Genomic DNA, 21,320 nt, shown 5'->3' with positions numbered 1-21,320 from the left:
AAGTCAACGGCTCCGCCGGGCGTCCACCAGTACGTCGCAGTGATCCACGGTCACGTTCAGCTGGTCTGTGGCCTGCTGGTTGCGGGTCTCGAGCCACTCGAGGGCCGCATCCTCCAGCTCGGGAGCGGCCTCCACGGCGGCCGCCACACGTTCGGTCAGGAATCGACGGGTGAACTCCGTGTCCCGGGGCGCGCTCAGGTGCCAGGCGCTGTTGCCGTGAGTGGTCTGCACTGCGTGTTCTCGGGCGGTCCGAAGCATTGCCTGGCCCCCTTCCGCCCCGAGTTTGCCGTCCCGGCGCTGGTGATCGGCAAAGGCTTCAGCGAGTTCGGGATCACGAGGATGCGCGGGCTCAAGGTGCCAGTCCGCGGTGATGCTCAGCAGGAACAACCCCACACCCTGGTAGGTGGTCAGGGTTGTGAGGATGGCCTCCACATCGCCCTGGGTGAGCACGTCCAGGACGGCGCTGCAGGTCAACAACAGTGTGCCCGGGGCGGGATGCTCGGGGAGATGGTTGGCCAGGGCCGTGGGCAGCCCGGACAACCGCGTCACGATGGTGTCCGCGTCCGCCAGGTGCTGGGTTGCGATCTCCAGTGAGGGCTCGTGAGCGTCCACGAGTAACCAGTGGATGCTGCGGCCGGGCAACCGAGGGGTCAGGTGCTGCCGGAACCACGCCGCCGATTTTCCGGTGCCGGCGCCCAGATCCACGACCGTCAGCGGCGTCCGCCCGGTGGGGTCTGCATCCAGGAGAGCCTGGGCGGCACGGTCCAGTAGGGGCAGGGACTGTTGCCGAGCGGCGTCGTCGAACGGAACGCGAGCCTCGAGCCAATCCTGGGCAGCACCAATCATTGCGGGTTCCTCTCACTCGATGACTCGGTTGCGGGGCGGGCTTCACACGAAGCCACGGCGCCCAGTAAGGCGCGGGCCGCGTCCTCCCAGGTGCGTAGGCCCGGACGATACCTCGCGGCGGCATCGCGAAGCCACTGACGATACTCGGTATCCGTCAGCCAGCGAGTCAGCGCCGCCACCCACTGCTCCTGCACGAGGGGCAGGGCCCGCCCCGCAGCCAGCGCCTCCTCGGCCCCCGTGTCTGCGCTCACCAGGGCGGGGATCGCGGCGGAGGCGGCTTCCGTGACGACCATCCCGTAGGTTTCCCGGTGGGAGGGCAGCAACAAGAGATCCGACGCGGCCAACAGGCGGTCGACGGCCTGCGGGTCCAGTTCACCCGCAATGCTCACGTTGTCCGGCGGTAGCGCGGCACACACCTGTCGGAACCGTTGCGCGTACGCCGGGTCGGTCGGGGGCCCGGCAAAGGTGCAGTGCCACCCGTCCACCCCGGCCCGCGTGAGTGCGCCCAGCACTCGCGCGAGGAACAGCTGATTCTTGTTCTCCTCCAGGGCACCAATGCACACCAGGCGCAATCCGGCGGCGGTGCCGGCGGCGGGCTCACGCGGTGTGACGCCCGGTGCGGCCACGGTGGCGTCCAGGCCGTACAGGTCGCGGATTTGATCGGCGGCGTGGTGGCTGGTCGTGACGACGGCGCTCGCGGCCCTCAGGTTCGCCCGCTCGCGCTCCTGCGCGGCCGGGTTCGCCACGGCCAAGGGGGCGTGCACGAGCTGGACGACCGGCACCGCCACCGTGAGCGGTTTGCTCAGGCTGCACCCGATCAGACCGTCCACGATGACCGGTTCAGCGAAGCGCGCGGCCAGGTGACGCAGAGCGGCGTCGTCCCGGGCAGACGGATCGGGCCACGTCCCGGGAAGGGCATGACGCGTGATGGCGCCGTGCGCGGCGTCGGCCACGAAGCGGTTGTAGCGCAGCCCGCCGCTGACCCGCCCGAGATCCGGTTCGATGAGTACGGTCATGGGCGCCCGGGCACGGTGTAGGCGACCTTGGCGCGGGGGTTCTCGGTGAGGGTCACGGTGATTCCAATATCCGGTCGATCACTCAGGGAGTCGGCCAGCCGGTGCCCGATGTACTGCGCGGTGGCCTCGGTGGTGGAGAGCTTGCCCGCGAAGGCCGGGTGCTCGTCCAGGTTGGCGTATCGCAGGGGGGACAGCGCCTGATCAAGCATGTCCATGGCCTGGCCGATGTCCAGGACCACGGCGTGCTCGTCCAGTTCGGCGCGGGTGAAGGTGGCCTCCACCGTGAGGGTCGCGCCGTGCATTCCCTGGGCCGGCCCGAAGAATTCGTTGGGCAGGCTGTGGGCGATCATCACGTGGTCGTTGACGGTGAGGCTGTACATGGTTCTCCTGCTCGGGTGGATGGGGTGGTCCGGGTGGTGTCTGTTCCGGTGGGCCGCTCAGTAGGTCAGCACGTGACAGAGGGTGGTGCGGGCCAGGTCGGTGTCTGCGGTGATCCGGTCCATGACCTCGGGGAGTTCCTGCCGGGCAGATGCGCCGGTCAGCAGCGCGTCTAAGCGGTCATCGCGCAGGGCACGCAGGGCTGTCCGGAGTCGCTCGGCGCGCGTGCGTCGAGCGCGCTGGCCCTCGGCGACCTGACCCACCTGGCTGGCCACGATGGCCAGCCGCCGGGCGTGAAAGTCCGCGCCCAGGGGGACCGCGGGGGCGCGGGAACCGAACCACGAGGCCTCGACCACCGTGCCGTCATCGCCGGTGATCTCCAAGGCCCGTGCCAGGCCCTGTTCGGTGCCGGAGGTATGGATGACGATGTCGTTGTCCGGAGCGGCGTCGCTCGGGTCCACGGCGGTGAGACCCAGAGATGTCAGCAGCCGGCGGCGCTGCGGATTGGTTTCCAGGACTTCGAGACGATCCAGCGCCATTCCGGAGGCCAGCAGCGCCGCGGCGGTGCCGATCATGCCGGCGCCGATGATGGCGACCCGGTCCGCGATGCGCGGGGGCACCTGCCAGAGGATGTTCAAACCGGTCTCGGCCGCGCCGGCCAGTAACGCTCGGTGGTCGGGGACGTCGTCGGGAATGCGCTGGACGTCCTCCGTGGTGACCACGTGATGGGTGTGGTGCGGCAACAACCCGAACACCCGTGCACCCAGCCAGTCCGTGGGGCCCTCGTCGACGACACCCACACCCAGATACCCGTAGGACACGGGGAAGGGGAAGTCACCCAGTTGCTTGGGTGCCCTCATCAGGTGCGCAATGGACGCCGGAACGTGTCCGGTGTGAACCAGGGTTTCCGTGCCGCGAGAAACGGCTGTGGCCACGGTACGAACCCGCAGCTCACCCGCGGTGATGTCAGCGTGGGGTTCGGGCACCTCCCGCCACGTGCCCGTGCCTGCCGATTCCGTCCAGTACTGCCAGCCCATGGATTCCACCCTATCTTCAGGAGGGAGATTCGAGTTCCGTATGAAGGTGCCGCAGCTGACCCGCAGGGTCCCGTCCAGGATAATTGCTGTCGAATACTTTGGGCCGAGGGTCTGAGTAGTCTCAGCGACATGGCGTATAACTACAGGGGTTGAGAGTTGAACGGCTACTGAGGCGCACGTACCACGGCTCAGCTGGTCCTGACATGGGGGTGTCCTTTTTGGCTACTGATTCGGCATTGAACGGCGACTGGTCCATCGACCCGTCGCACTCGCGGTTCGGGTTTTCCACCCGCCACGCGATGGTGACTCGAGTGCGTGGTGCTTTCAACGAGGTTGAAGGTCACGCCCACTTGGATACCGAGAACTGGAACAATTCCACGGTGGAAGTCAAGCTCAAGGTCCAGAGCGTTGATACCCGCAACAGCCAACGTGATCAGCACCTGCGCAGTGCTGACTTCTTCGACGCGGAAAATCACCCCGAGATCGTCTTCAGGTCCACAGGGGTGGACGAAGTGGACGAGTCGCAGTTCATCATTTCCGGTGACTTGGTCATCCGCGGCATCACACGCCCGGTCACCATCCCCATGGAGCTCCTGGGTATCGACACCGATCACACCGGTGGCCTGCGTGCCGGCCTCGAAGGCGGGCGTCGCATCGACCGCAAGGACTGGGGCGTCTCCTGGAACACCCCCTTGGATTCCGGCGGGGTGCTGGTCAGCGACAAGATCAGCCTGGAATTCGAGCTGTCATTGATCAAGGAGCAATAACTGATCAAGAACTTCCCTGGGAGCTCCTCGTTCCATCGGGCGGGGAGCTCCCTGCATATCGGGTTGATCCAGGTCCGAGCTGTGTGAACTACCCTGGACCGAATGATTCAGTGGCTCGAGCGGCATCAGGTTGCCCTCTACGTGGGGTCCATCGGGCTCGCCGTGATCGCCGGCCTGACGGTGCCCGAGATCGCGGCGCCTGCGGAAACTCTGATCAATCCCGTGCTCGCCTTGTTACTGTATGCGACCTTCCTGGGCATTCCGTTCACTCGGCTGGGTGAAGTCTTTCGGGACTGGGCATTCCTGAGGGCCACGCTGTGGCTCAATTTTGCGCTGGTCCCGCTCGTGGTGTTCGGCCTGTCGCGCGTTGTCGCCCACGATCAAGCCGTGTTGGCGGGTGTCCTATTGGTGTTGCTGTGTCCGTGCGTGGATTACGTCATGGTCTTCACGGGCCTGGCCGGCGGTGCGCACGACCGCCTCCTCGCGGCCTCCCCGGTGCTCATGCTCGCCCAGATGCTCCTGTTGCCGGTCTACCTGGGGCTGATGGCCGGTTCGGACGTGGTCTCGGTGGTCGAGTTCGGGCCGTTTTTCAAAGCGTTCATTGTCTTGATCGTGCTACCCCTGGGCGCCGCGATTCTGACCCAGCTGGCGGCCCGCACGCGCGCGGGTCGCATGCTGGACGCCGCCGCACAGGCCGCCATGGTCCCGCTCATGATGCTCACCCTGGCCGTGGTGGTTGCGTCACAAATCGCCGGGGTCGGTGCGCAGCTGTCGGCCTTGCTGGTGGTGATCCCGTTGTTCGTCGCGTTCGCGCTCATCATGTTCTGCCTGGGGCAGTGGGTGGGCCGACGCGGCGTGTACGACGTCGCCGGGAGACGCGCGCTCGTCTTCTCCGGTGTCACGCGCAATTCCCTGGTGATCCTGCCGCTGGCTCTCGCGCTGCCCGCGGCGTTGGACGTGGCCCCGCTCGTGGTGGTCACCCAAACACTGGTGGAGCTGCTGGTCATGGTGGCCATGGTTCGGCTGGTGCCCGCGCTCGTGCGCGCCTGACCGTCGCCGGGCGGGGGCCTGTTCCGGTGGCCTCTCTCGCGGAGGGGCGGCAAATATGTGCCCGATTTTTCCCTCCCGGCCTTGACGCGCCCAAAAAGTGAATCTAGATTCACCACTAATGAATACAGATTCACCTATCCAGGTTTCCGCCGCCGAACCCGTCGCGGCGGCCCGCGACGCGAGGACCCGAGCGCGGCGTCGTCAATTGTTGGCGGCGGCCGTGACGGTGCTGCAGGGCAAGGGCAGCGAACAGATGTCCATGCAGAGCGTCGCGCAGGAAGCCGGCGTGAGTGTGGGGCTGATCTATCGGTACTTCGCGAACAAGGAAGACGTGCTGCGCAGCGTGATCGTGGGGGTGCTCGAGGACATTGAGGCCCGCGTGCCGGCGGCGATTCTCGCTGCGGGGGAAGACCCCGTGGATCAAGTGGCCGCCGGATTCGACGCGTACTGCCGGGTGATTGCCGAGAACAGCGAGGCCGCCGTGATCACCTACCGCGAGAGCAGCAGGCTGTCCGCCGAGAACCGCACGCTCATCAAGGACCTGGAAATGGGCTCGGTGCAACCCCTCGGCCGGGCCACACAGGAAGCCGTGGAGGCAGGACTCTTCGCCCCCGTGGACGTTGACTTGTTCGCCTACAACCTGGTGCTGCTCGCCCACGGATGGGCCTTGAAGTCCTGGTACTTCCAGCCCCAGCACACCGTGGACAGCTACATCCGCGGGCAGTTGGCGCTCGTGCTCTCCGCCGCGCTGACCCCCGACCATCACATCGAGTACTCCCGTTACCTCACCGCGAAAGAGGACTGAGCCAGGACCGTAGAACCCACCGCGCCCGCCGCTCCCGAGTTCGAGGACATCCTGTACGAGATCAATGGCCCCACCGCCGTGATCACCATGAACCGCCCGCAGCGCTACAACGCGTTCCGCGCCCAGACCGTGCATGAACTGATCACGGCGTTCCGGTTGGCGTGGGCGGATCGTGGCGTGCAGGCCGTGATTCTCACGGGTGCGGGGGACAAGGCCTTCTGCACCGGCGGCGACGTCAAACAGCGCGCGGAAACCGGTGACTACGGGCCTTCCCCGTCCGGGATGTTCGAGATCGGCAACCTGCACAAGACCATTCGGGACATTCCCAAACCCGTGATTGCGGCGGTCAACGGGCTGGCCATCGGCGGCGGCCACGTGCTGCACGTGATCTGTGACCTGACGATCGCCTCGGCCACGGCGCGCTTCGGCCAGTCCGGACCCAAGGTCGGCTCCTTCGATGCCGGTTTCGGCTCCGCCTACCTGGCTCGCGTGGTGGGGGAGAAGCGCGCCCGAGAGATCTGGTACCTGTGCCGCCAGTACGACGCCCACACCGCCGAACGCTGGGGTCTGGTCAACGCGGTGGTGGCACCCGACCAGCTCTTGGAGGAGGCCACAGCCTGGGCCGCGGAAATCGCGGAGAAGTCACCCACGGCACTGCGCTTCCTCAAGCAGTCCTTCAACGCGGACACCGACCACCAGGCGGGGCTGTCCAACCTGGCGATGTCGGGGCTGGACCTGTTCACCGAATCCCCGGAGGGCCGGGAGGGTGCCGCAGCCTTTGCCGAGAAACGCATGCCCGACTTCAACAGCCACGTGATCAGCCACTGAGCCGCGCCGGTTCAGGAAGCCATCGTGACAACGACAACCGCACGTGAGACCCAGGAGTCCGCACCATGGAGATGACCCTCAGCCCGGCCCAGGAGGAACTGGTGGCCGCAGCCAGCGGGCTCCACGAGAAACTGGCCGCGGGCTACCGCGAACGCGAAACGGCTCGTCGGATCGAACCGGAATTGCGCCGAGAGATCGGCGCCCTGGGCCTGATCGGCCCCGAGCTGCCGTCCGCGTACGGTGGCCGCGACCTTCCTCGCCTGACCTCCGGGCTGATCGTGGAACAAATCGCCCGCGGTGACTTCAACGTGGGATACCTGCAGGTCGTGGGTTCGCTGGTGGGCCAGATCCTGGCCAGCAACGCCACTGCGGAAATTGCCGGGAAGTACGTTCCGCGGATCACGAGCGGTGAGGCCATTGTGGGGATCGGGCTGTCCGAACCGGATGCCGGTTCGGACGCCGGCAACCCGCGCATGACCGCGCGTAAGGAGGGTGACTCCTGGGTCATCGACGGCGTGAAGTCCATGTCGTTCGCGACCCAGGCGGAGGCCACGGTTCTGTTCGCCCGGACCGATCCCGAGGCCGGCAGGGGCCGGGGCATCAGCGCGTTCCTCCTGGACATGGACAGCCCCGGCGTGCGGATCGAACCGGTGGAGGACGCCGGCACTCGCGCCGTGGAACGGGGCCTGATTCACTGCGACGGCGTGCGCGTACCGGCCTCGAATCTGCTGGGGACCGAGGGCGCCGGCTTCACCCAGGTGATGCAGGGTTTCGACTTCTCCCGTGCCCTGATCGGCTTGCAGTGCCTGGGGACCGCGGAGGTCACGGTCGAGGAAACCTGGGATTACGTCAGTCACCGCCAGGCCTTCGACCAGCCGCTGTCCAAGTTCCAGGGCGTGTCCTTCCCACTGGCGGAAGCGGAAACTCAGCTCACCGCTGCACGCCTGCTGTGCCTGCGAACCCTTCACCTGAAGGACACGGGTCAAAAGCACACCAAGGAAGCCGCCATGTGCAAGTGGTGGGCCCCCAAGGTCTCGCACGACGCCATCACCCAGTGTCTGTTGTTGCACGGTCAGTTCGGGTATCGCACGGACAAGCCCATTGAGCAGCGCATGCGTGACGTGCTCGGTCTCCAGATCGGGGACGGCACCGCCCAGATCATGAAGCTCATCATTGCGCGGCAATCCGCCGGCCGACAGTTCGCCCCGTAACTCGGGTCCCACCGCTGCACACCGAGGAAAGGACCTCACATCATGACCGCTCAGACTTCAGAAACCACCACCCCCCGCGTGGCCATTGTGACCGGCGCCGGTCAGGGCATCGGCGCGGCCATTGCCGAGCGTCTCGCCCAGGACGGGCTACGCGTGGTCATTGCCGATCTCAACGAAGAGACCGCGAACGCCACCGCCGAGCGCATCGGCGAGCAGGCCGTGGGGGTGCGCGCCGACATCACCAGCCCCGACGACGTCGCCGCCCTCGTTGCGCACGTGCTCGACACCTGGGGATCCATTGACGTGCTGGTCAACAACGCCGGCTGGGACAAGGTGGGCCCGTTCCTGGACAGCACCCCCGAGACCTGGGAACGGGTCATCGGTATCAACCTGATGGGCACCCTGACCATGAGTCACGCGGTGATGAGCGTGATGAAGGACCAGGGCTCGGGCACCGTGATCAATATTGGTTCCGACGCCGCCCGCGTGGGTTCCTCGGGCGAGGCCGTCTATTCCGCGTGCAAGGGCGGTCTGATTGCCTTCTCCAAGACAATGGCGCGCGAACTGGCCCGCTACGGGGTGACGGTCAATGCCGTGTGCCCGGGCCCGGCCGATACGCCCCTGTTCGAAGAGATCGGTAAAGAGAACCCGAAGCTGCGCGAGTCCCTCGAGCGCGCCATTCCGCTGCGTCGCCTGGCCCAACCGGAGGATTTGGCCAACGCCGTGGCCTTCATGGCCTCCCCGCGGTCCAACTACATCACCGGCCAGACGCTGTCCGTCAGCGGTGGTCTCACCATGATCTGACGCCGCGCACAGCCCCCGCGGCTGCCGAGCGCGAACCGTCCCAGCGTGCAAAGGAGCACCCGTCATGACCACGTATGAAACCCTCCTGACCCAGGACATCATCGATCACAACACCCAGGCCGGTTACTGGGACGGCCGGATTCTCACCGACCACTTGGACCGGGCCGTGGAACGTGACCCGAACGCCGTGGCCTCCGTGGATTCCCGCGGGTCACTGACCTACGGCGAACTGGCCCAACGGGTGGAGCGCACCGCGCACGGCCTGATCCACCTGGGCCTGGGCCGCGGTGACGTGATCTCGTTGCAGCTGCCCAACTGGAAGGAATGGGTGATTCTCCACCTGGCCGCCGTGCGGATCGGCGCGGTGACCAACCCGCTGATCCCCATTTACCGTGACCGGGAGATCTCGTTCATGATGGAGCGCGCCAACACCCGGATCCTGGTGGTGCCCGAGTCCTTCCGAGGCTACGACCACCTGGCTCTGGCCCGCCGCATGGTGGGCGGACAGCAGGACCCGGCGCGCGTGCTGGTGCTCGCCCAGGACCCCGCCAACCCGCCGGCCCTTGAGCGCGGCGAGATCGCATGGGACGAGTTCATCGCCACCGGCTGGGAAGCACAGGGCTCCCCGGAGAAACTGGCCGAGCGCCGTCCCGAGGCGAACGACGTGGCCCTGCTGATGTTCACCTCCGGTACCACCGGGCGGCCCAAGGGTGTGATGCACACGCACAACACGGTGTGCGCCGCCGGTCTGCCCTGGCCGGATCGCATGGGCATGGACCACCGGGACGTGATTCACATGGCCTCGACCTTCGGCCACCTCACCGGCTACCTGTTCGGCGTGGAACTTCCCATCCTGCTCGGGGCCAAGGGCGTGTTCCAGGACGTGTGGCACAAGGAGACGTTCGTGGAACTGATTGCCGAGCACGGCATCACCCACACCTCCGGTGCCACCCCGTTCCTGCATGACCTCTTGGACGCCTCGAACCTGGCCGATCACGATGTGTCCTCCCTGCAACGGTTCTGCTGCATGGGCGCACCGATCCCGCGGGTGCTGTTGCGCAACGCCCGCGAGGAGATTCCCGGGCTGTCCGTATTGGGCGGCTGGGGTCAGACCGAGTGCGCGCTGTCCACGTGCGGGCACCCGAGCGATCCGATCGAGAAGATCACCTCCACGGACGGCCGGCCCGTGCGCGGGATCGACGTGCGGATCACAGACCTGGACGGCACAACACTGCCGGCCGGTTCCGAGGGCAAGCTGTGGGTGCGCGGACCCTCCCTCTTCGTGGGGTACCTGGGCCAGCTGGACAAGACCCGTGAGGACTTCGACGGCGAATGGTTCGACACTGGTGACCTGGCCACCCTCGACGAGGACGGCTACCTGACCATTGCGGGACGCTCCAAGGACCTGATCATCCGCGGCGGCGAGAACATCCCGGTCGCCTACTTGGAGAACGTTTTGCATGAGCACCCGGACATCGCCTCCGTGGCGGTCGTGGGCGCGCCCCACGTGCGCCTCCAGGAGATCGCCTGCGCCGCCGTGGTGCTGAACGACGACGCCGCGCCCCTGACGCTCGAGGCCATCCGGGCGTTCCTGGACGAGAAGGGTGTGGCCAAGTCCTATTGGCCCGAACGCGTGGAGATATTGGCGGACTTCCCGCGCACCCCGTCCGGCAAGATCCAGAAATACCACCTGCGCGAGCGCTTCACGGAGGACCAGGCATGAGCACCGAACTTCTCACCACCGACCTCACCGACGGATTGTTGACCGTCACGATCAACCGCCCCGAGGTGCGCAACGCCCTCAACGCGGAGGTCCTCACCGAGATCGGGGAGGTGCTCGGCGACGCCGAATCGGACCACGCCGTGCAGGGCATCATCTTCACCGGGGCGGGGGAGAAGGCCTTCATTGCGGGCGCGGACATCTCCGGTCTGGTCAACTACACCGCCGTGGACGGACTCACCGCCGCCATGCAGAAGCTCTACGACCGCATTGAGAACTTCCCGCGACCCACCCTCGCCGCAATCAATGGTTACGCCCTGGGCGGCGGTTGTGAACTGGCCATGGCGTGTGATCTGCGCATTGCCTCGACCACGGCCCAGATCGGCCTGCCCGAAACGGCGCTCGGAGTGCTCCCCGGAGCCGGTGGTACGCAACGCCTCACACGGCTGGTGGGGCGCGGCCGGGCCGTGGACATGATTCTCTCCGGACGGTTCGTACCGGCGGAGGAGGCCCTGCAGATGGGGCTCGTCACGCGCGTCACCGAACCGGGCGAGTTGCTCAACACGGCACGGGACACGCTGTTGGGAATCACCGCCCGGGGCCCGTTGGCCATCCGCCTGGCCAAGCTGGTCATCAGGCACGGTGCGGATGCGGATCAGGCCACCGGGCAGATCATTGAACGCCTGGCACAGTCGTTGCTGTACCAAAGCGAGGACAAAGCCGAAGGCGCGGGGGCCTTCTTGGAGAAACGCGCACCGAGATTCACGGGTCAGTAGGGGGAACGGGTATGAGTGTGGGTCAGCACGCGGGTCAGAGGATTCTGGTGGTCGGAGCCGGCGGCATCGGTACCGCAACGGTGGAGCACCTGGTCACCGAGGACGCGCGCGTGGTGGTCGCGGGCAGGAACGTGCGCATGGGGGGACCCTTCGAGGACCCCCAGGACGAGCTGGGCCTCGTGATGGGCCACCTCACCCTGGACATCACCGACGAGGGTGCCGTGGAGTGGGGTGTCGCCCGCGCGGCGGACATCCTGGGCGGTCTGGATGCCCTGGTGGTCACCGCGGGGCACCGCCACGACCTCGCACCGCTGCACGAGACCCAGGCCGGGTGGGCGCGGGACATCATCGAGACCGAACTGGTGGGCGTGATGTCCCTGGTCCGCCACGCCCTGCCCTTCCTCCGTCACTCCGGGAGCAACGGGCGGCGCGCGGGCATCGTGGTGGTGGCCTCGGACAGCGCCAAGGCGGGCTCGATGGGTGACGCGGCGTCGTCGGCGGCGCGCGCCGGCGTGTTGGGCATGGTCAAGTCGGTGGCTCGCGAAAACGCGACCGTGCCGGTGACCGTCAATGCCGTGTGCCCGGGACCGACCGACACGGAAATGTATCGTCACGCCGCGGAAACCGAAGGGCTGACGGGCAAGGTGTTCTCGGGCATGGCCAAGGGCATCCCGGCGCGCAGGCTCGGTCAGCCCCAGGAAATCGCCGCGACCGTCGGATTCCTGCTCAGCGAAGGCTCCGCGTACATCACGGGGCAGGCGATTTCCGTCAGCGGCGGCTTGACCATGTGACCGGATGCCCGCTGACCTGTGTTGTTCGCGTCACACAGCGACGCACTGAGCGCGGCCCAAAAATTCTCGGCCCGGAATGTTCTGTACCGGCAGGCACTGTGCTAACTTCACTGTGTTCAGGTTAGCCTCACCTAACCTCATGAGTGAAAGACAGTCGAATGCTCCAGACATTTCTGATCGGTCTGCGCGAGGGCCTCGAGGCCGCGCTGATCGTCGCGATCCTCATCGGATACCTCAAACGCACGGGGCAGCGGTTCGCGGTGCGTCGATTGTGGATCGGCATTGCCGTTGCCGTCGCGATCTCGCTGGCCTTCGGTGCGCTCCTGACGTTCGGCCCGTCCACCCTGACCTTCGAAGCCCAGGAAATCATTGGCGGAACCCTCTCCATCGTGGCCGTGGGTTTCGTGACGTGGATGATCTTCTGGATGGCCAGCGCGTCCCGGGGGCTCAAACGCGAGCTGGAATCCCGCGCCGATGTTGCTCTCCGAGGCTCCGCCGTGGGATTGATCCTGCTGGGCGCCTTTGCCGTGGGGCGGGAAGGCCTGGAAACAGCTCTGTTCCTCTGGGCCGCCACTCGAGCCACCGGGGAAGCCGGTGGGATCTTCGCCCCGACGCTCGCGGCGCTCGCGGGCATCCTGGTGTCCATTGCCCTGGCCTGGCTCATCACGCGTGGGCTCCTCAAGCTCAACCTCTCCACGTTCTTCCGCTGGACCGGCGGTTTTCTGGTTCTCATTGCGGCGGGTGTACTGGCGTACGGTTTCCACGATCTCCAGGAGGCCGGCGTGCTGCCCGGGCTGAACTCCCTGGCTTTCGACGTCTCCGAGCAGATCCCACCCACCAGCTGGTACGGCGTGCTCCTCAAGGGCGTGTTCAACTTTTCACCGGCCACCACGTGGCTTGAATTCGGCGTGTGGTGGGCCTACGTGCTCACGGTCATGCCGCTGTTCATCACCCGGTCCCGCTCGGCCAGGAGAAAGCCGACGCCGCCGCCGGTTTCCTCCTCGGCCTCGGTCGCCAGCACCTCGGCCTCCGCCTGAACCGTCATGACCTCTACTTCCCTGATGCACCCGTCCCCGGGGCACTGAATTCCTAAGGACCACCCATGCGCTCCGTCTCCACCCGCCTCCCCGCCGCCGTGACCGCCGTGGGCCTGATGTTCACGTTGGCCGCGTGCCAACCCAACGACCAGGGTGGGGAGAACGGCGCGATCGCCGTCTCGAGCACCGACGACCAATGCGACGTCGGCGTCGAAGAGGCCCCCGCCGGAACCCTGCGTTTCGATGTGACCAATGAGGGCTCGAAAGTGACCGAGTTCTATCTGCTGGGCGAGGACGGCCTGCGCATTGTGGGCGAGGTGGAGAACATCGCACCCGGGCTCAACCGCACGCTGACCGTGTCCGCACCGCAGGGCCAGTACTTCACGGCATGTAAGCCCGGCATGGTCGGCGAGGGTATCCGCAATGAATTCACCGTGACCGAGGGCGAGGGTGGTGCCGAGGTCAACGCCGAGGACTCGCAGCTCAAGGACCAGGCCACCACCCAGTACGCGGCGTACGTCAAAGACCAGACCGAGCAGCTGATGACGGGCACGGAGGAGTTCGCCACAGCATATGCGGCCGGGGACGCTGAGAAGGCCCGGGAGATGTACGCGCCGGTGCGCATGCACTGGGAGCGCGTGGAACCCGTGGCCGAATCCTTCGGGGACCTGGACCCCAAACTGGACCTGCGTGAAGCGGACCTGGAAGAAGGCCAGGACTGGACGGGGTGGCACCGGATCGAGAAGGACCTGTGGCCCCCGGCCGAGGGGTACCAGGAGCTGAGCCAGGCCGACCGGCAGAAGTACGCCGACCAGCTGGTGGCCGATACCCGAGTGCTCTACGACCGCACCCGCGACCTGAGCTTCACGGCGGACCAGCTGTCCAACGGGGCCAAGGAACTGCTCGACGAGGTCGCCACGGGCAAGGTCACCGGCGAAGAGGAAATCTGGTCCCACACGGACCTGTGGGATTTCCAGGCCAACGTGGACGGCGCACGCATTGCCTACGAAAATCTGTCCCCGCTGCTCGACAAGCGAGACGCCGAGTTGAACACGACGCTGGACACCCGCTTCAGCGACCTGCAAGAACTGCTGGATCAGCACAAGGAGGGCGATGGCTTTGCCTACTACGACGAGCTGAGCCAGGAGCAGGTCAAGGAACTCTCGGATGCCGTGAACGCCCTGTCCGAACCCCTGTCCATGGTCACGGAAAAGGTCGTCGAGTAATCCATGAATCACCGCGCAGAACACCCCGAACCCCCGGAGCAGCCCGGATCGGGAGATCAGCCCGACCGGTCCGACAGGCCGGAGCGGTCGGGTGCGAAACAGGGCGTGAGCCGTCGCGCCCTGTTCGGCACCGGAGCCGGTGCCGTGGCGGTGGGCGCGGGGCTCGGCTGGTTCGGACGACCCGCGGCCGCCGCGATCCAGGACACCGTCAACGGCGAGGCCCACAGCGACGTCGTCGACTATTTCGGCGACCACCAAGCCGGGATCGTGACCCCCGCCCAGGACCGCTTGTGTTTCGCCGCGCTCAACGTACTCACCGAAGACCGCGCCGAACTCGTGGACCTGCTCACCCAATGGAGCGCAGCGTGCGCGCGCATCACCCAGGGCCTGGACGTCACCGACACGGGATTCGACGGCGGCTCCCAGTACGCCCCGCCGCAGGACACCGGTGAGGCCCACGACCTGTCCGCGGGGCACCTGACGGTCACCATTGGATTCGGGCGCTCGCTGTTCGTGGACGAGCACGACAAGGACCGTTTCGGACTGCGTGAGCACATGCCCGAGGCGCTCATCGAACTGCCGCACTTTCCCGGTGACACGCTGGATCCGGCGCGCAGCGGGGGAGACCTGTGCATCCAGGCGTGCGCCGATGACCCGCAAGTGGCCGTTCACGCCGTGCACAACCTGGTGCGCATGGGATTCGGAATCGTGTCCACGCGCTGGATGCAACTGGGATTCGGGCGGACCTCGTCCACGTCCAAGACCCAGAACACCGCGCGCAACCTGTTCGGGTTCAAGGACGGCACCGCCAACCTCAAGGCCGAGGACCCGCAGCTGCTCGATGATCACCTGTGGGTCCGCGACGGGTCCTGGATGGACGGCGGTACCTACCTGGTGGCCCGGCGGATCCGCATGATCATGGAAACCTGGGACCGCGAATCACTCATGGGCCAGGAGAACATCATTGGCCGCACCAAGGGCACGGGCGCGCCGCTGTCCGGGGGTGAGGAGTTCACCGCGCCGGACTTCGCAATGGAAGGCGCGGGAAATCAGCCGATCATTCCCACCGATTCCCACGTGCGCTTGGCGCACCCCCAAACCAACAACGGTGTCCAGATGCTGCGCCGCGGGTACAACTACGCGGACGGTACGGATCGGCTGGGGAACATGGATGCGGGACTGTTCTTCATTGCCATGGTCAACGACCCCCGCACCGGCTACGTGCCGATCCAGAACACACTGGCCCGCCAGGATGCGCTGAGCGAGTACCTGCGCCACACCGGTTCCGGGCTGTTCGCCGTGCCGCCCGGTGTTTCGAATGAACCCGGTGCTTACGTGGGGCAGCAGTTGTTCGAGGGATGAGCTCACCCGAGGTGATGCCCACGGACGTATCGGGCGCGTTGAAGGGTCGCAGCCGAAAATTCGGCGGCGGCCCTTCTTTTAATCGTTACACGTTTGGCTTTTCCTGACACAGAAGTGTCGTCGATAGAAAACTTCCCGGAAATAATCCGGGGCCATAGTTCTTCTGGGGCCGCCGGTTGGGTGCACAACATGGGCCGGCGACTCATGGATTCGCAGTTGGTCGAACACAGAGCCTTCCACCGGACCATCACGCATCTTTCAGCTCCCTGAGCTGCTCAGAAGAAAGATCGAAAACATGTCGTTAGATACTCGGACACATCCGGACCACGAAGGATCGACAACCAGCGTCTCACCCGGCTCCACCGCGGACGCACGAGCGGCCACGCGCGAGAGCCTGGAGGACTACACCCTTCGCTTCGCACCGCGTTCCTACCGGAAATGGGGTGCCGGTGTTGTTGCAACGAGTGCACTCGGCGGGATCGCCTACTTGGCGGACTTTTCCATTGGCGCCAATATTGGAATTGCGCACGGAACCACCAATGCCCTGTTGGGAATTGCCGTGGCCGCATTCATCATCTTTGTCACCGGGTTTCCCTTGGCGTACTACGCGGCGCGCTACAACATTGACCTGGACCTCATTACCCGCGGTTCGGGATTCGGGTACCACGGGTCCGTGATCACCAACGTGATCTTTGCGACCTTCACATTCATCTTCTTCGCCCTGGAAGGCTCCATCATGGCGCAGGGCCTGGAACTCGGACTGGGTATCCCCAAACCTATTGGCTACGCCCTTTCCACCCTGCTGATCATCCCGTTGGTCATCTACGGCATGAAGACCTTGGCAACACTGCAGGTCTGGACCACCCCGCTGTGGCTCGTGCTCATGGTGATTCCCGTGGGATATCTGGTTCTGGCCAACCCCGATTCGGTGGGGAGTTTCTTCGCGTATCAAGGCGAATCAGGCGCCGGTGCCGGAGTAAGCTTCGCGTCCGTCATGTTGGCGGCCGGCGTGTGCTTGTCCCTGATCGCTCAGATCGCCGAGCAGATCGACTACTTGAGGTTCATGCCGCCCAAGACCGGCGAGAACCGTGTGGCGTGGTGGCGTGCCGTGATCCTGGCCGGCCCCGGGTGGGTGATCTTCGGCGCGATCAAGCAGATCACCGGTCTGTTCATCACGGTGTACTTAATTGCGACATTGGACCCGGCAGCCTCTGCCACCGCCAATGAACCGGTTCACCAATTCTTGGGTGTCTACCGGGACATGATGCCCGCGTGGCTGGCCATGACCCTCGCGGTGATCCTGGTGGTCATCTCTCAGGTCAAGATCAACGTGACCAATGCGTACTCCGGCTCCCTCGCCTGGACCAATTCATTCACCCGGGTCACTCGTACCTACCCGGGCCGCATGGTCTTCGTGGTGGTCAACTTGGCCATCGCCCTGGCGTTGATGGAACTCAACATGTTCGACTTCCTCAACACCATCCTGGGCTTCTACGCTAATTGCGCAATGGCGTGGATCGTCACGGTTGCCACGGACATCGTGGTCAATAAATACATCCTCAAGCTTTCCCCCAAGTACCCGGAATTCCGCCGCGGAATGCTTTACAACTGGAACCCCGTGGGCGTGACGTCGTTGGCGCTCTCGGCGGGTGTTTCCATCGCTATGTTCTTCGGTGCTTTTGGTCCGACGGTGGCGCCCTATTCGCCGATCTTTGCGGTGCTGATAGCGATCATTGCCACCCCCGTCATGGCCGTGCTGACTCAGGGGCGGTACTACCTACGGCGCGATGATGACGGAATCGACTTGCCCATGGTTGACGCGGATGGCAACCCTTCGGACGTGACACTCACCTGCCATGTGACCGGCATGGAGTTCGAGCGCCCGGACATGCTGCTCTCCAATGAACTGGCCCCGGACGGATCCAAGCAGTACATCTCGTCCCTTGCGCTGGCCACCGATAAGACCGGGAGGTATGTGTTACCCGCGCAACGCTGATTGTGAGCGGACGCAGGCTAGAAGATCCCCCGGACACATCACGCTCCGGAGGATCTTCTAGCCTGCGAGCCATTTCTTAAAGTCCTCCCGCGAACGTGCAGCTGCGAGGAGCTCGGATAGTTCTGCTGAACCGAGCGCAGGAGAGCGAGCGCTTCTGTGGACACGCCAAAGACCCAGAGCCGCTCCGCCAGTTCCGGGGCGGAAACAGATTTCCAGTCCAGCCCGCGGATTTCGGCTTCCGGGAGCAGAAGCTCCGCCGCGAATGCATTGGCCTGTACTTCCGCCGTGCGACGTAAGTCTTCGCTTTGACTCAAATCACCGTGTCTGAGTACCAGATGCCCGAGCTCGTGAGCCAGGGACCAGTTGTCCCGGAACCACTGACCCGAAGTTCCGAGCACAATCACTGCACGGTCGTTGACGGTGAAGGAGTACGCGGTCGAGAGCCCGGTGAGGCGCACGACGTCGATGTTCATGGCCTCGAGGCGAGTGGCAAACGGCTGAACGAAATCCGGGCCGAGCCGCTCCCGTGTCTTGGCAACATCGGCTGGCAATTGCGTGGTGGGCAAGTGAACGGGCTCGGCCTGCCGATATAACTGGACGACGTCTTGCAGGTCCTGCCGGTCTGTTTCCTCACCGGGAACGGAGCGACGGCCAGTGACATGGTCATAACTATGGCGTGCCGCGATGAGTACATCACGAGGATTTGGCTCACCCGTGATCAGAAAGTGGATGTCCACGTGGAGGAGGTCAGCGAGCCGAGCTAGTTCCAAGGCCGCGAAACCACGGTGACCCTTGAGGGCACGGGAAAATCCCAAGAGCCCGTCGAGTTCTTGGGATTTCCCGGACAAGAAGTCAGTCAGCTCCGGAACGTTGCCCCCGGATGGTCCTCGCGCAGCCGCGGCCCGGCCCCGCCGAAGACCTCGCGGGCCGTGTGGGTGGCGGCGGACGCGGCGGCGTCGGCGGGAAGGAGACCGCGTTCGCGCAGCACGGGCGTGACGAACCGGCCGAAACGTTCGAAGTCTGCCGGGCGAACGCACGCGTTGATGTTGAAGCCGTCCACGTCCGCGACCTCGACCCAGCGTTGCAGCTCGTCGGCGATCTCCTCGGGGGAACCCACGAACACGGGACCGCGCCCGCCAATGGCCACGAACTCCGCCACCCGGCGCGGGGTCCACGCGCCCTCGGAATCCAGTTTGGTGAACGAGGCCAGCGCCGAACGGTTCGCGTCCGTCTCCACGTGCTCGAGCGGGGCGTCCGGATCCGCCTCGGACAGGTCCACGCCGGTCCAGCCGGCGAACAGAGCGAGGGCGGCGTCGACGTCCACGTACTGCTGATAGGACGCGAGGCGCTCGCGGGCGGCCTCGGACGTTTCGGCCACGACCACCGCGGCGTTGGTGAAGACCTTGACCGAACGGGGATCGCGCCCGTACCCGGCGGCGGCCTCGCGCAGACCGGCGGTCCACGTGGCGACCTGCTCCGGAGTGGGCCCGGAGAAGAACACGGCCTCCGCGTGCTCGGCCGCGAACTTCAGCCCGCGCGGGGAGGCGCCGGCCTGGAACAGGAACGGGGTGCGCTGCGGGGTGGGCGCAACCAGGGCGGGCGCCTGAACGTCGAAGTACTCCCCGGAATGGCCCGCGCCCCGGACCTTGTCGGGGTCCACGACGACGCCGCTGGCCGCGTCCGCGACATAGGCATCGTCCGCGTAGGAGGCCTCCCACAGTGAGTAGACCACGTCCATGTATTCGTCGGCGCGGTCGTAGCGCTGGTCGTGGGGCAGCTGCTGACCCAGACCCAGGTTACGCGCCGCCGACTCCTGATAGGAGGTCACCACGTTCCAGGCGATGCGCCCGTCGGTCAGCGCATCCAGGGTGGAGAAACGGCGGGCCAGATCGTAGGGAGCCGCGTAGGTCACGGAGGCGGTCACACCGATAGTGAGGGTGGTGGTGGCCTTGGCGAGCAGCGGGGCCAGGATCAGCGGATCCAACTGGGGCACCTGCACGCCACCGCGCAGGGCGGCGTCTGCCGAACCCCCGTAGACGTCGTACAGTCCCAGGACGTCGGCCAGGAACAGGCCGTGGAAGCCCGCGTTCTCGATGATCTGTGCTTGCCGTTCCCAGTGGGACAGCTGCGCGTAATTGCGCGACCGGTCCTCGGGGTGGCGCCACAGTCCGGGGGACTGGTGGACGGGCACGGGCATTTCGAAGGCGTTGAGCAGCAAGGGGCGGGGCACGAGGAGTCCTTTCGGGGTGGTGCGGGGGCGTGTGCGGGGTGGTGCCGGGTCAGTACTGGGCGGTCTCCGGTGCGTCCACCACGGTGTCCTTGGCCAGGCGGCCGGTGACCACGGAGATCACGGCCAGCAGGCTCAGGTAGCCGCACAGCAACCAGGGGGAGCCGCCGGTGGCCACGAGCCACGCGGCAATCATGGGCGTGAGGCCCCCGGAGAGGATGGTGCCCACTTGGTAGCCCAGGGACACCCCGGAGTAGCGCAGGTGCGTGGGGAACTGCTCGGCGAACAGTGCGGCCTGGGGGCCGTAAATGCTGTCGTGCAGCACGGCCATGCCGATCAGGTACACCAACGGAAGGAGAACGAGAGGCCCGTGGTCCAGGAAGTAGAAGTACGGCCACACGAACACGCCAATGGCCGCGGCGGCGATCACGGACATGCGGCGTCGTCCCACGCGGTCCGAGAGCCAACCCCAGAACGGGCCGCCCACCAGACCCACGGCGGCGGCGATCAGGATGGAAATCATGACCCACTGGCTCGCGCCGCGTTGCTGGGTCACGTAGGTGAGCGTGTAGACGGTGAGGATGGAGAAAATGGCCGGCTGGATCATGCGCTGACCAATGCACACGATCACGCCGCGGGTGTGCTGGGTGAGCACTTCGCGCACCGGCGACGCCGCCGCGGTCTTTTCGCGCCTGACCTCCTGGAATTCCTCGGCGTCCGTAATGCCGGCGCGGATGATCAGGCCGATGATCACGAGCACGGCCGAGAACAGGAAGGGTACGCGCCAGCCCCAGGCCTGGAACTGCTCGGCGGTGGTGAGGCCCTGCAGCACGGCGAAGAACGAGGTGGCCAGCAGCATACCGGCGGCCGAACCGACCTGGGTGAAGGAGCCGAACAACCCGCGCAGGCCCTTGGGTGCGTGTTCCACGGAGAGCACCGCCGAACCGCCCCACTCCATGCCGGCGGACAACCCCTGCGCAATGCGGCAGGCGACCAACAGGGCCACGGCGAACCAGCCGATCTGTGAGAAGCCCGGCAACAGACCAATCACCGTGGTGGCCACGCCCATGATCAACAGGGACGCGACCAGCAACGCCTTACGGCCGATCCGGTCACCCAGGTGCCCGGCAATGATGCCACCCAGGGGACGGAAGAAGAACGCAATGGCAAAGGTCGCGAACGAGGCGATGATCGACCCCACGCCCGAACCCTGCGGGAAGAAATAATGACTGAACACCAGAGCGGCGGCGGCGCCGTACAAATAAAAGTCGTACCACTCGATGGTCGTGCCCACGAAGGACGCCGCGAGCACGCGCTTCTTGTCGCGCACCGCCGCTCCTACGTTTGAGAGCGCGTGATCCGTGGCGGGTCGGGCCTGTCGGGTGGGTGATGAATCGGTGACCGTGGGCACCGGGGATGTGGTGGGGGCCATGACACTCCTCA

General features: G+C 65.9%; 20 protein-coding genes. 13 read left to right on the top strand and 7 right to left on the bottom strand.

Going from position 1 to position 21,320, the window contains the following annotated elements:
* Positions 1-3 precede the first annotated feature (3 nt).
* From ABEA06_RS03865 to ABEA06_RS03850, 4 genes are read right to left on the bottom strand one after another with little or no spacing between them, the layout of a single operon-like run.
* The gene (locus ABEA06_RS03865) at positions 4-846 is read right to left on the bottom strand and encodes a class I SAM-dependent methyltransferase (protein ID WP_345310616.1); all 843 of its coding nucleotides are present in this window, start codon (positions 844-846) and stop codon (positions 4-6) included.
* Positions 843-1,862: a glycosyltransferase family 4 protein gene (locus ABEA06_RS03860; RefSeq protein ID WP_345310615.1), complete on the bottom strand. Its 1,020-nt coding sequence runs from the start codon at positions 1,860-1,862 to the stop codon at positions 843-845. The genes ABEA06_RS03865 and ABEA06_RS03860 overlap by 4 nt, the downstream gene beginning before the upstream one ends.
* The gene (locus tag ABEA06_RS03855; RefSeq protein ID WP_345310614.1) at positions 1,859-2,242 is read right to left on the bottom strand and encodes a 6-pyruvoyl trahydropterin synthase family protein; all 384 of its coding nucleotides are present in this window, start codon (positions 2,240-2,242) and stop codon (positions 1,859-1,861) included. Before ABEA06_RS03855 ends, ABEA06_RS03860 begins: the two co-directional genes overlap by 4 nt.
* 57 nt (positions 2,243-2,299) lie before the next feature.
* The gene (locus ABEA06_RS03850; RefSeq protein WP_345310613.1) at positions 2,300-3,277 is read right to left on the bottom strand and encodes a zinc-dependent alcohol dehydrogenase; all 978 of its coding nucleotides are present in this window, start codon (positions 3,275-3,277) and stop codon (positions 2,300-2,302) included.
* A gap of 203 nt (positions 3,278-3,480) precedes the next feature.
* Between ABEA06_RS03850 and ABEA06_RS03845 the strand changes: the two genes are divergently transcribed.
* The 13 genes from ABEA06_RS03845 (at position 3,481) to ABEA06_RS03785 (ending at position 17,650) form a co-directional block, all read left to right on the top strand.
* A complete protein-coding gene (locus ABEA06_RS03845) occupies positions 3,481-4,044 on the top strand; it encodes a YceI family protein (protein ID WP_396415700.1) in 564 nt (187 codons plus the stop codon).
* Positions 4,045-4,146: 102 nt separating this feature from the next.
* Positions 4,147-5,094, top strand: a complete 948-nt coding sequence (locus tag ABEA06_RS03840) for an arsenic resistance protein (protein WP_345310612.1) — start codon at positions 4,147-4,149, stop codon at positions 5,092-5,094.
* Between the two features lie 118 nt (positions 5,095-5,212).
* On the top strand, positions 5,213-5,899 hold the full coding sequence (locus ABEA06_RS03835) for a TetR/AcrR family transcriptional regulator (RefSeq protein ID WP_303382401.1): 687 nt from the start codon (positions 5,213-5,215) through the stop codon (positions 5,897-5,899).
* Positions 5,900-5,947: 48 nt separating this feature from the next.
* Positions 5,948-6,727 carry an enoyl-CoA hydratase-related protein gene (locus tag ABEA06_RS03830; RefSeq protein WP_345310667.1) on the top strand — a complete coding sequence of 260 codons (780 nt, stop codon included), beginning with the start codon at positions 5,948-5,950 and terminating at the stop codon, positions 6,725-6,727.
* A 65-nt stretch (positions 6,728-6,792) separates the two neighbouring features.
* Positions 6,793-7,938, top strand: coding sequence for an acyl-CoA dehydrogenase family protein (locus ABEA06_RS03825; RefSeq protein ID WP_345310611.1), 1,146 nt, complete (start codon positions 6,793-6,795; stop codon positions 7,936-7,938).
* Positions 7,939-7,980: 42 nt separating this feature from the next.
* Complete coding sequence (locus ABEA06_RS03820; protein ID WP_345310610.1) at positions 7,981-8,742, top strand: SDR family NAD(P)-dependent oxidoreductase; 762 nt, start codon at positions 7,981-7,983, stop codon at positions 8,740-8,742.
* Between the two features lie 64 nt (positions 8,743-8,806).
* Complete coding sequence (locus tag ABEA06_RS03815; protein WP_345310609.1) at positions 8,807-10,465, top strand: AMP-binding protein; 1,659 nt, start codon at positions 8,807-8,809, stop codon at positions 10,463-10,465.
* Positions 10,462-11,238 (top strand): enoyl-CoA hydratase/isomerase family protein, encoded by a 777-nt coding sequence (locus ABEA06_RS03810; RefSeq protein ID WP_303382406.1) that lies wholly within the window; start codon positions 10,462-10,464, stop codon positions 11,236-11,238. The genes ABEA06_RS03815 and ABEA06_RS03810 overlap by 4 nt, the downstream gene beginning before the upstream one ends.
* Before the next feature lie 11 nt (positions 11,239-11,249).
* A complete protein-coding gene (locus ABEA06_RS03805) occupies positions 11,250-12,029 on the top strand; it encodes an SDR family NAD(P)-dependent oxidoreductase (RefSeq protein ID WP_345310608.1) in 780 nt (259 codons plus the stop codon).
* A 158-nt stretch (positions 12,030-12,187) separates the two neighbouring features.
* A complete protein-coding gene (gene efeU, locus ABEA06_RS03800) occupies positions 12,188-13,066 on the top strand; it encodes an iron uptake transporter permease EfeU (RefSeq protein ID WP_345310607.1) in 879 nt (292 codons plus the stop codon).
* A 65-nt stretch (positions 13,067-13,131) separates the two neighbouring features.
* The gene (gene efeO, locus ABEA06_RS03795) at positions 13,132-14,292 is read left to right on the top strand and encodes an iron uptake system protein EfeO (RefSeq protein WP_345310606.1); all 1,161 of its coding nucleotides are present in this window, start codon (positions 13,132-13,134) and stop codon (positions 14,290-14,292) included.
* A gap of 105 nt (positions 14,293-14,397) precedes the next feature.
* A complete protein-coding gene (gene efeB / locus ABEA06_RS03790; RefSeq protein ID WP_345310605.1) occupies positions 14,398-15,654 on the top strand; it encodes an iron uptake transporter deferrochelatase/peroxidase subunit in 1,257 nt (418 codons plus the stop codon).
* A 295-nt stretch (positions 15,655-15,949) separates the two neighbouring features.
* Positions 15,950-17,650: a purine-cytosine permease family protein gene (locus tag ABEA06_RS03785; RefSeq protein ID WP_303382411.1), complete on the top strand. Its 1,701-nt coding sequence runs from the start codon at positions 15,950-15,952 to the stop codon at positions 17,648-17,650.
* Positions 17,651-17,688: 38 nt separating this feature from the next.
* Here ABEA06_RS03785 and ABEA06_RS03780 read toward each other — a convergent pair whose 3' ends face one another.
* Genes ABEA06_RS03780 through ABEA06_RS03770 form a run of 3 tightly spaced genes read right to left on the bottom strand, consistent with a single transcriptional unit; the run spans position 17,689 to position 21,309 of the window.
* Positions 17,689-18,498, bottom strand: a complete 810-nt coding sequence (locus tag ABEA06_RS03780) for an ImmA/IrrE family metallo-endopeptidase (protein ID WP_345310604.1) — start codon at positions 18,496-18,498, stop codon at positions 17,689-17,691.
* An 8-nt stretch (positions 18,499-18,506) separates the two neighbouring features.
* Complete coding sequence (locus ABEA06_RS03775; protein WP_345310603.1) at positions 18,507-19,880, bottom strand: NtaA/DmoA family FMN-dependent monooxygenase; 1,374 nt, start codon at positions 19,878-19,880, stop codon at positions 18,507-18,509.
* 49 nt (positions 19,881-19,929) lie between these two features.
* A complete protein-coding gene (locus ABEA06_RS03770; RefSeq protein ID WP_345310602.1) occupies positions 19,930-21,309 on the bottom strand; it encodes an MFS transporter in 1,380 nt (459 codons plus the stop codon).
* Between the last annotated feature and the right edge of the window lie 11 nt (positions 21,310-21,320).

Origin of the sequence: Kocuria gwangalliensis (genome assembly GCF_039544365.1) — a bacterium.
GTDB classification, from domain to species: Bacteria; Actinomycetota; Actinomycetes; order Actinomycetales; family Micrococcaceae; genus Kocuria; species Kocuria gwangalliensis.
Note: the sequence above shows the minus strand (reverse complement) of the source record. Positions and strands in the feature narration are given on the sequence as shown.

Excerpts from the sequence above, each read along its gene's own strand:
- ABEA06_RS03865 (WP_345310616.1), bottom strand. The coding sequence starts at position 846 with ATGATTGGTGCTGCCCAGGATTGGCTCGAGGCTCGCGTTCCGTTCGAC.
- ABEA06_RS03860 (WP_345310615.1), bottom strand. The coding sequence starts at position 1,862 with ATGACCGTACTCATCGAACCGGATCTCGGGCGGGTCAGCGGCGGGCTG.
- ABEA06_RS03855 (WP_345310614.1), bottom strand. The coding sequence starts at position 2,242 with ATGTACAGCCTCACCGTCAACGACCACGTGATGATCGCCCACAGCCTG.
- ABEA06_RS03850 (WP_345310613.1), bottom strand. The coding sequence starts at position 3,277 with ATGGGCTGGCAGTACTGGACGGAATCGGCAGGCACGGGCACGTGGCGG.
- ABEA06_RS03845 (WP_396415700.1), top strand. The coding sequence starts at position 3,481 with ATGGGGGTGTCCTTTTTGGCTACTGATTCGGCATTGAACGGCGACTGG.
- ABEA06_RS03840 (WP_345310612.1), top strand. The coding sequence starts at position 4,147 with ATGATTCAGTGGCTCGAGCGGCATCAGGTTGCCCTCTACGTGGGGTCC.
- ABEA06_RS03835 (WP_303382401.1), top strand. The coding sequence starts at position 5,213 with ATGAATACAGATTCACCTATCCAGGTTTCCGCCGCCGAACCCGTCGCG.
- ABEA06_RS03825 (WP_345310611.1), top strand. The coding sequence starts at position 6,793 with ATGGAGATGACCCTCAGCCCGGCCCAGGAGGAACTGGTGGCCGCAGCC.
- ABEA06_RS03820 (WP_345310610.1), top strand. The coding sequence starts at position 7,981 with ATGACCGCTCAGACTTCAGAAACCACCACCCCCCGCGTGGCCATTGTG.
- ABEA06_RS03815 (WP_345310609.1), top strand. The coding sequence starts at position 8,807 with ATGACCACGTATGAAACCCTCCTGACCCAGGACATCATCGATCACAAC.
- ABEA06_RS03810 (WP_303382406.1), top strand. The coding sequence starts at position 10,462 with ATGAGCACCGAACTTCTCACCACCGACCTCACCGACGGATTGTTGACC.
- ABEA06_RS03805 (WP_345310608.1), top strand. The coding sequence starts at position 11,250 with ATGAGTGTGGGTCAGCACGCGGGTCAGAGGATTCTGGTGGTCGGAGCC.
- efeU (WP_345310607.1), top strand. The coding sequence starts at position 12,188 with ATGCTCCAGACATTTCTGATCGGTCTGCGCGAGGGCCTCGAGGCCGCG.
- efeO (WP_345310606.1), top strand. The coding sequence starts at position 13,132 with ATGCGCTCCGTCTCCACCCGCCTCCCCGCCGCCGTGACCGCCGTGGGC.
- ABEA06_RS03785 (WP_303382411.1), top strand. The coding sequence starts at position 15,950 with ATGTCGTTAGATACTCGGACACATCCGGACCACGAAGGATCGACAACC.
- ABEA06_RS03770 (WP_345310602.1), bottom strand. The coding sequence starts at position 21,309 with ATGGCCCCCACCACATCCCCGGTGCCCACGGTCACCGATTCATCACCC.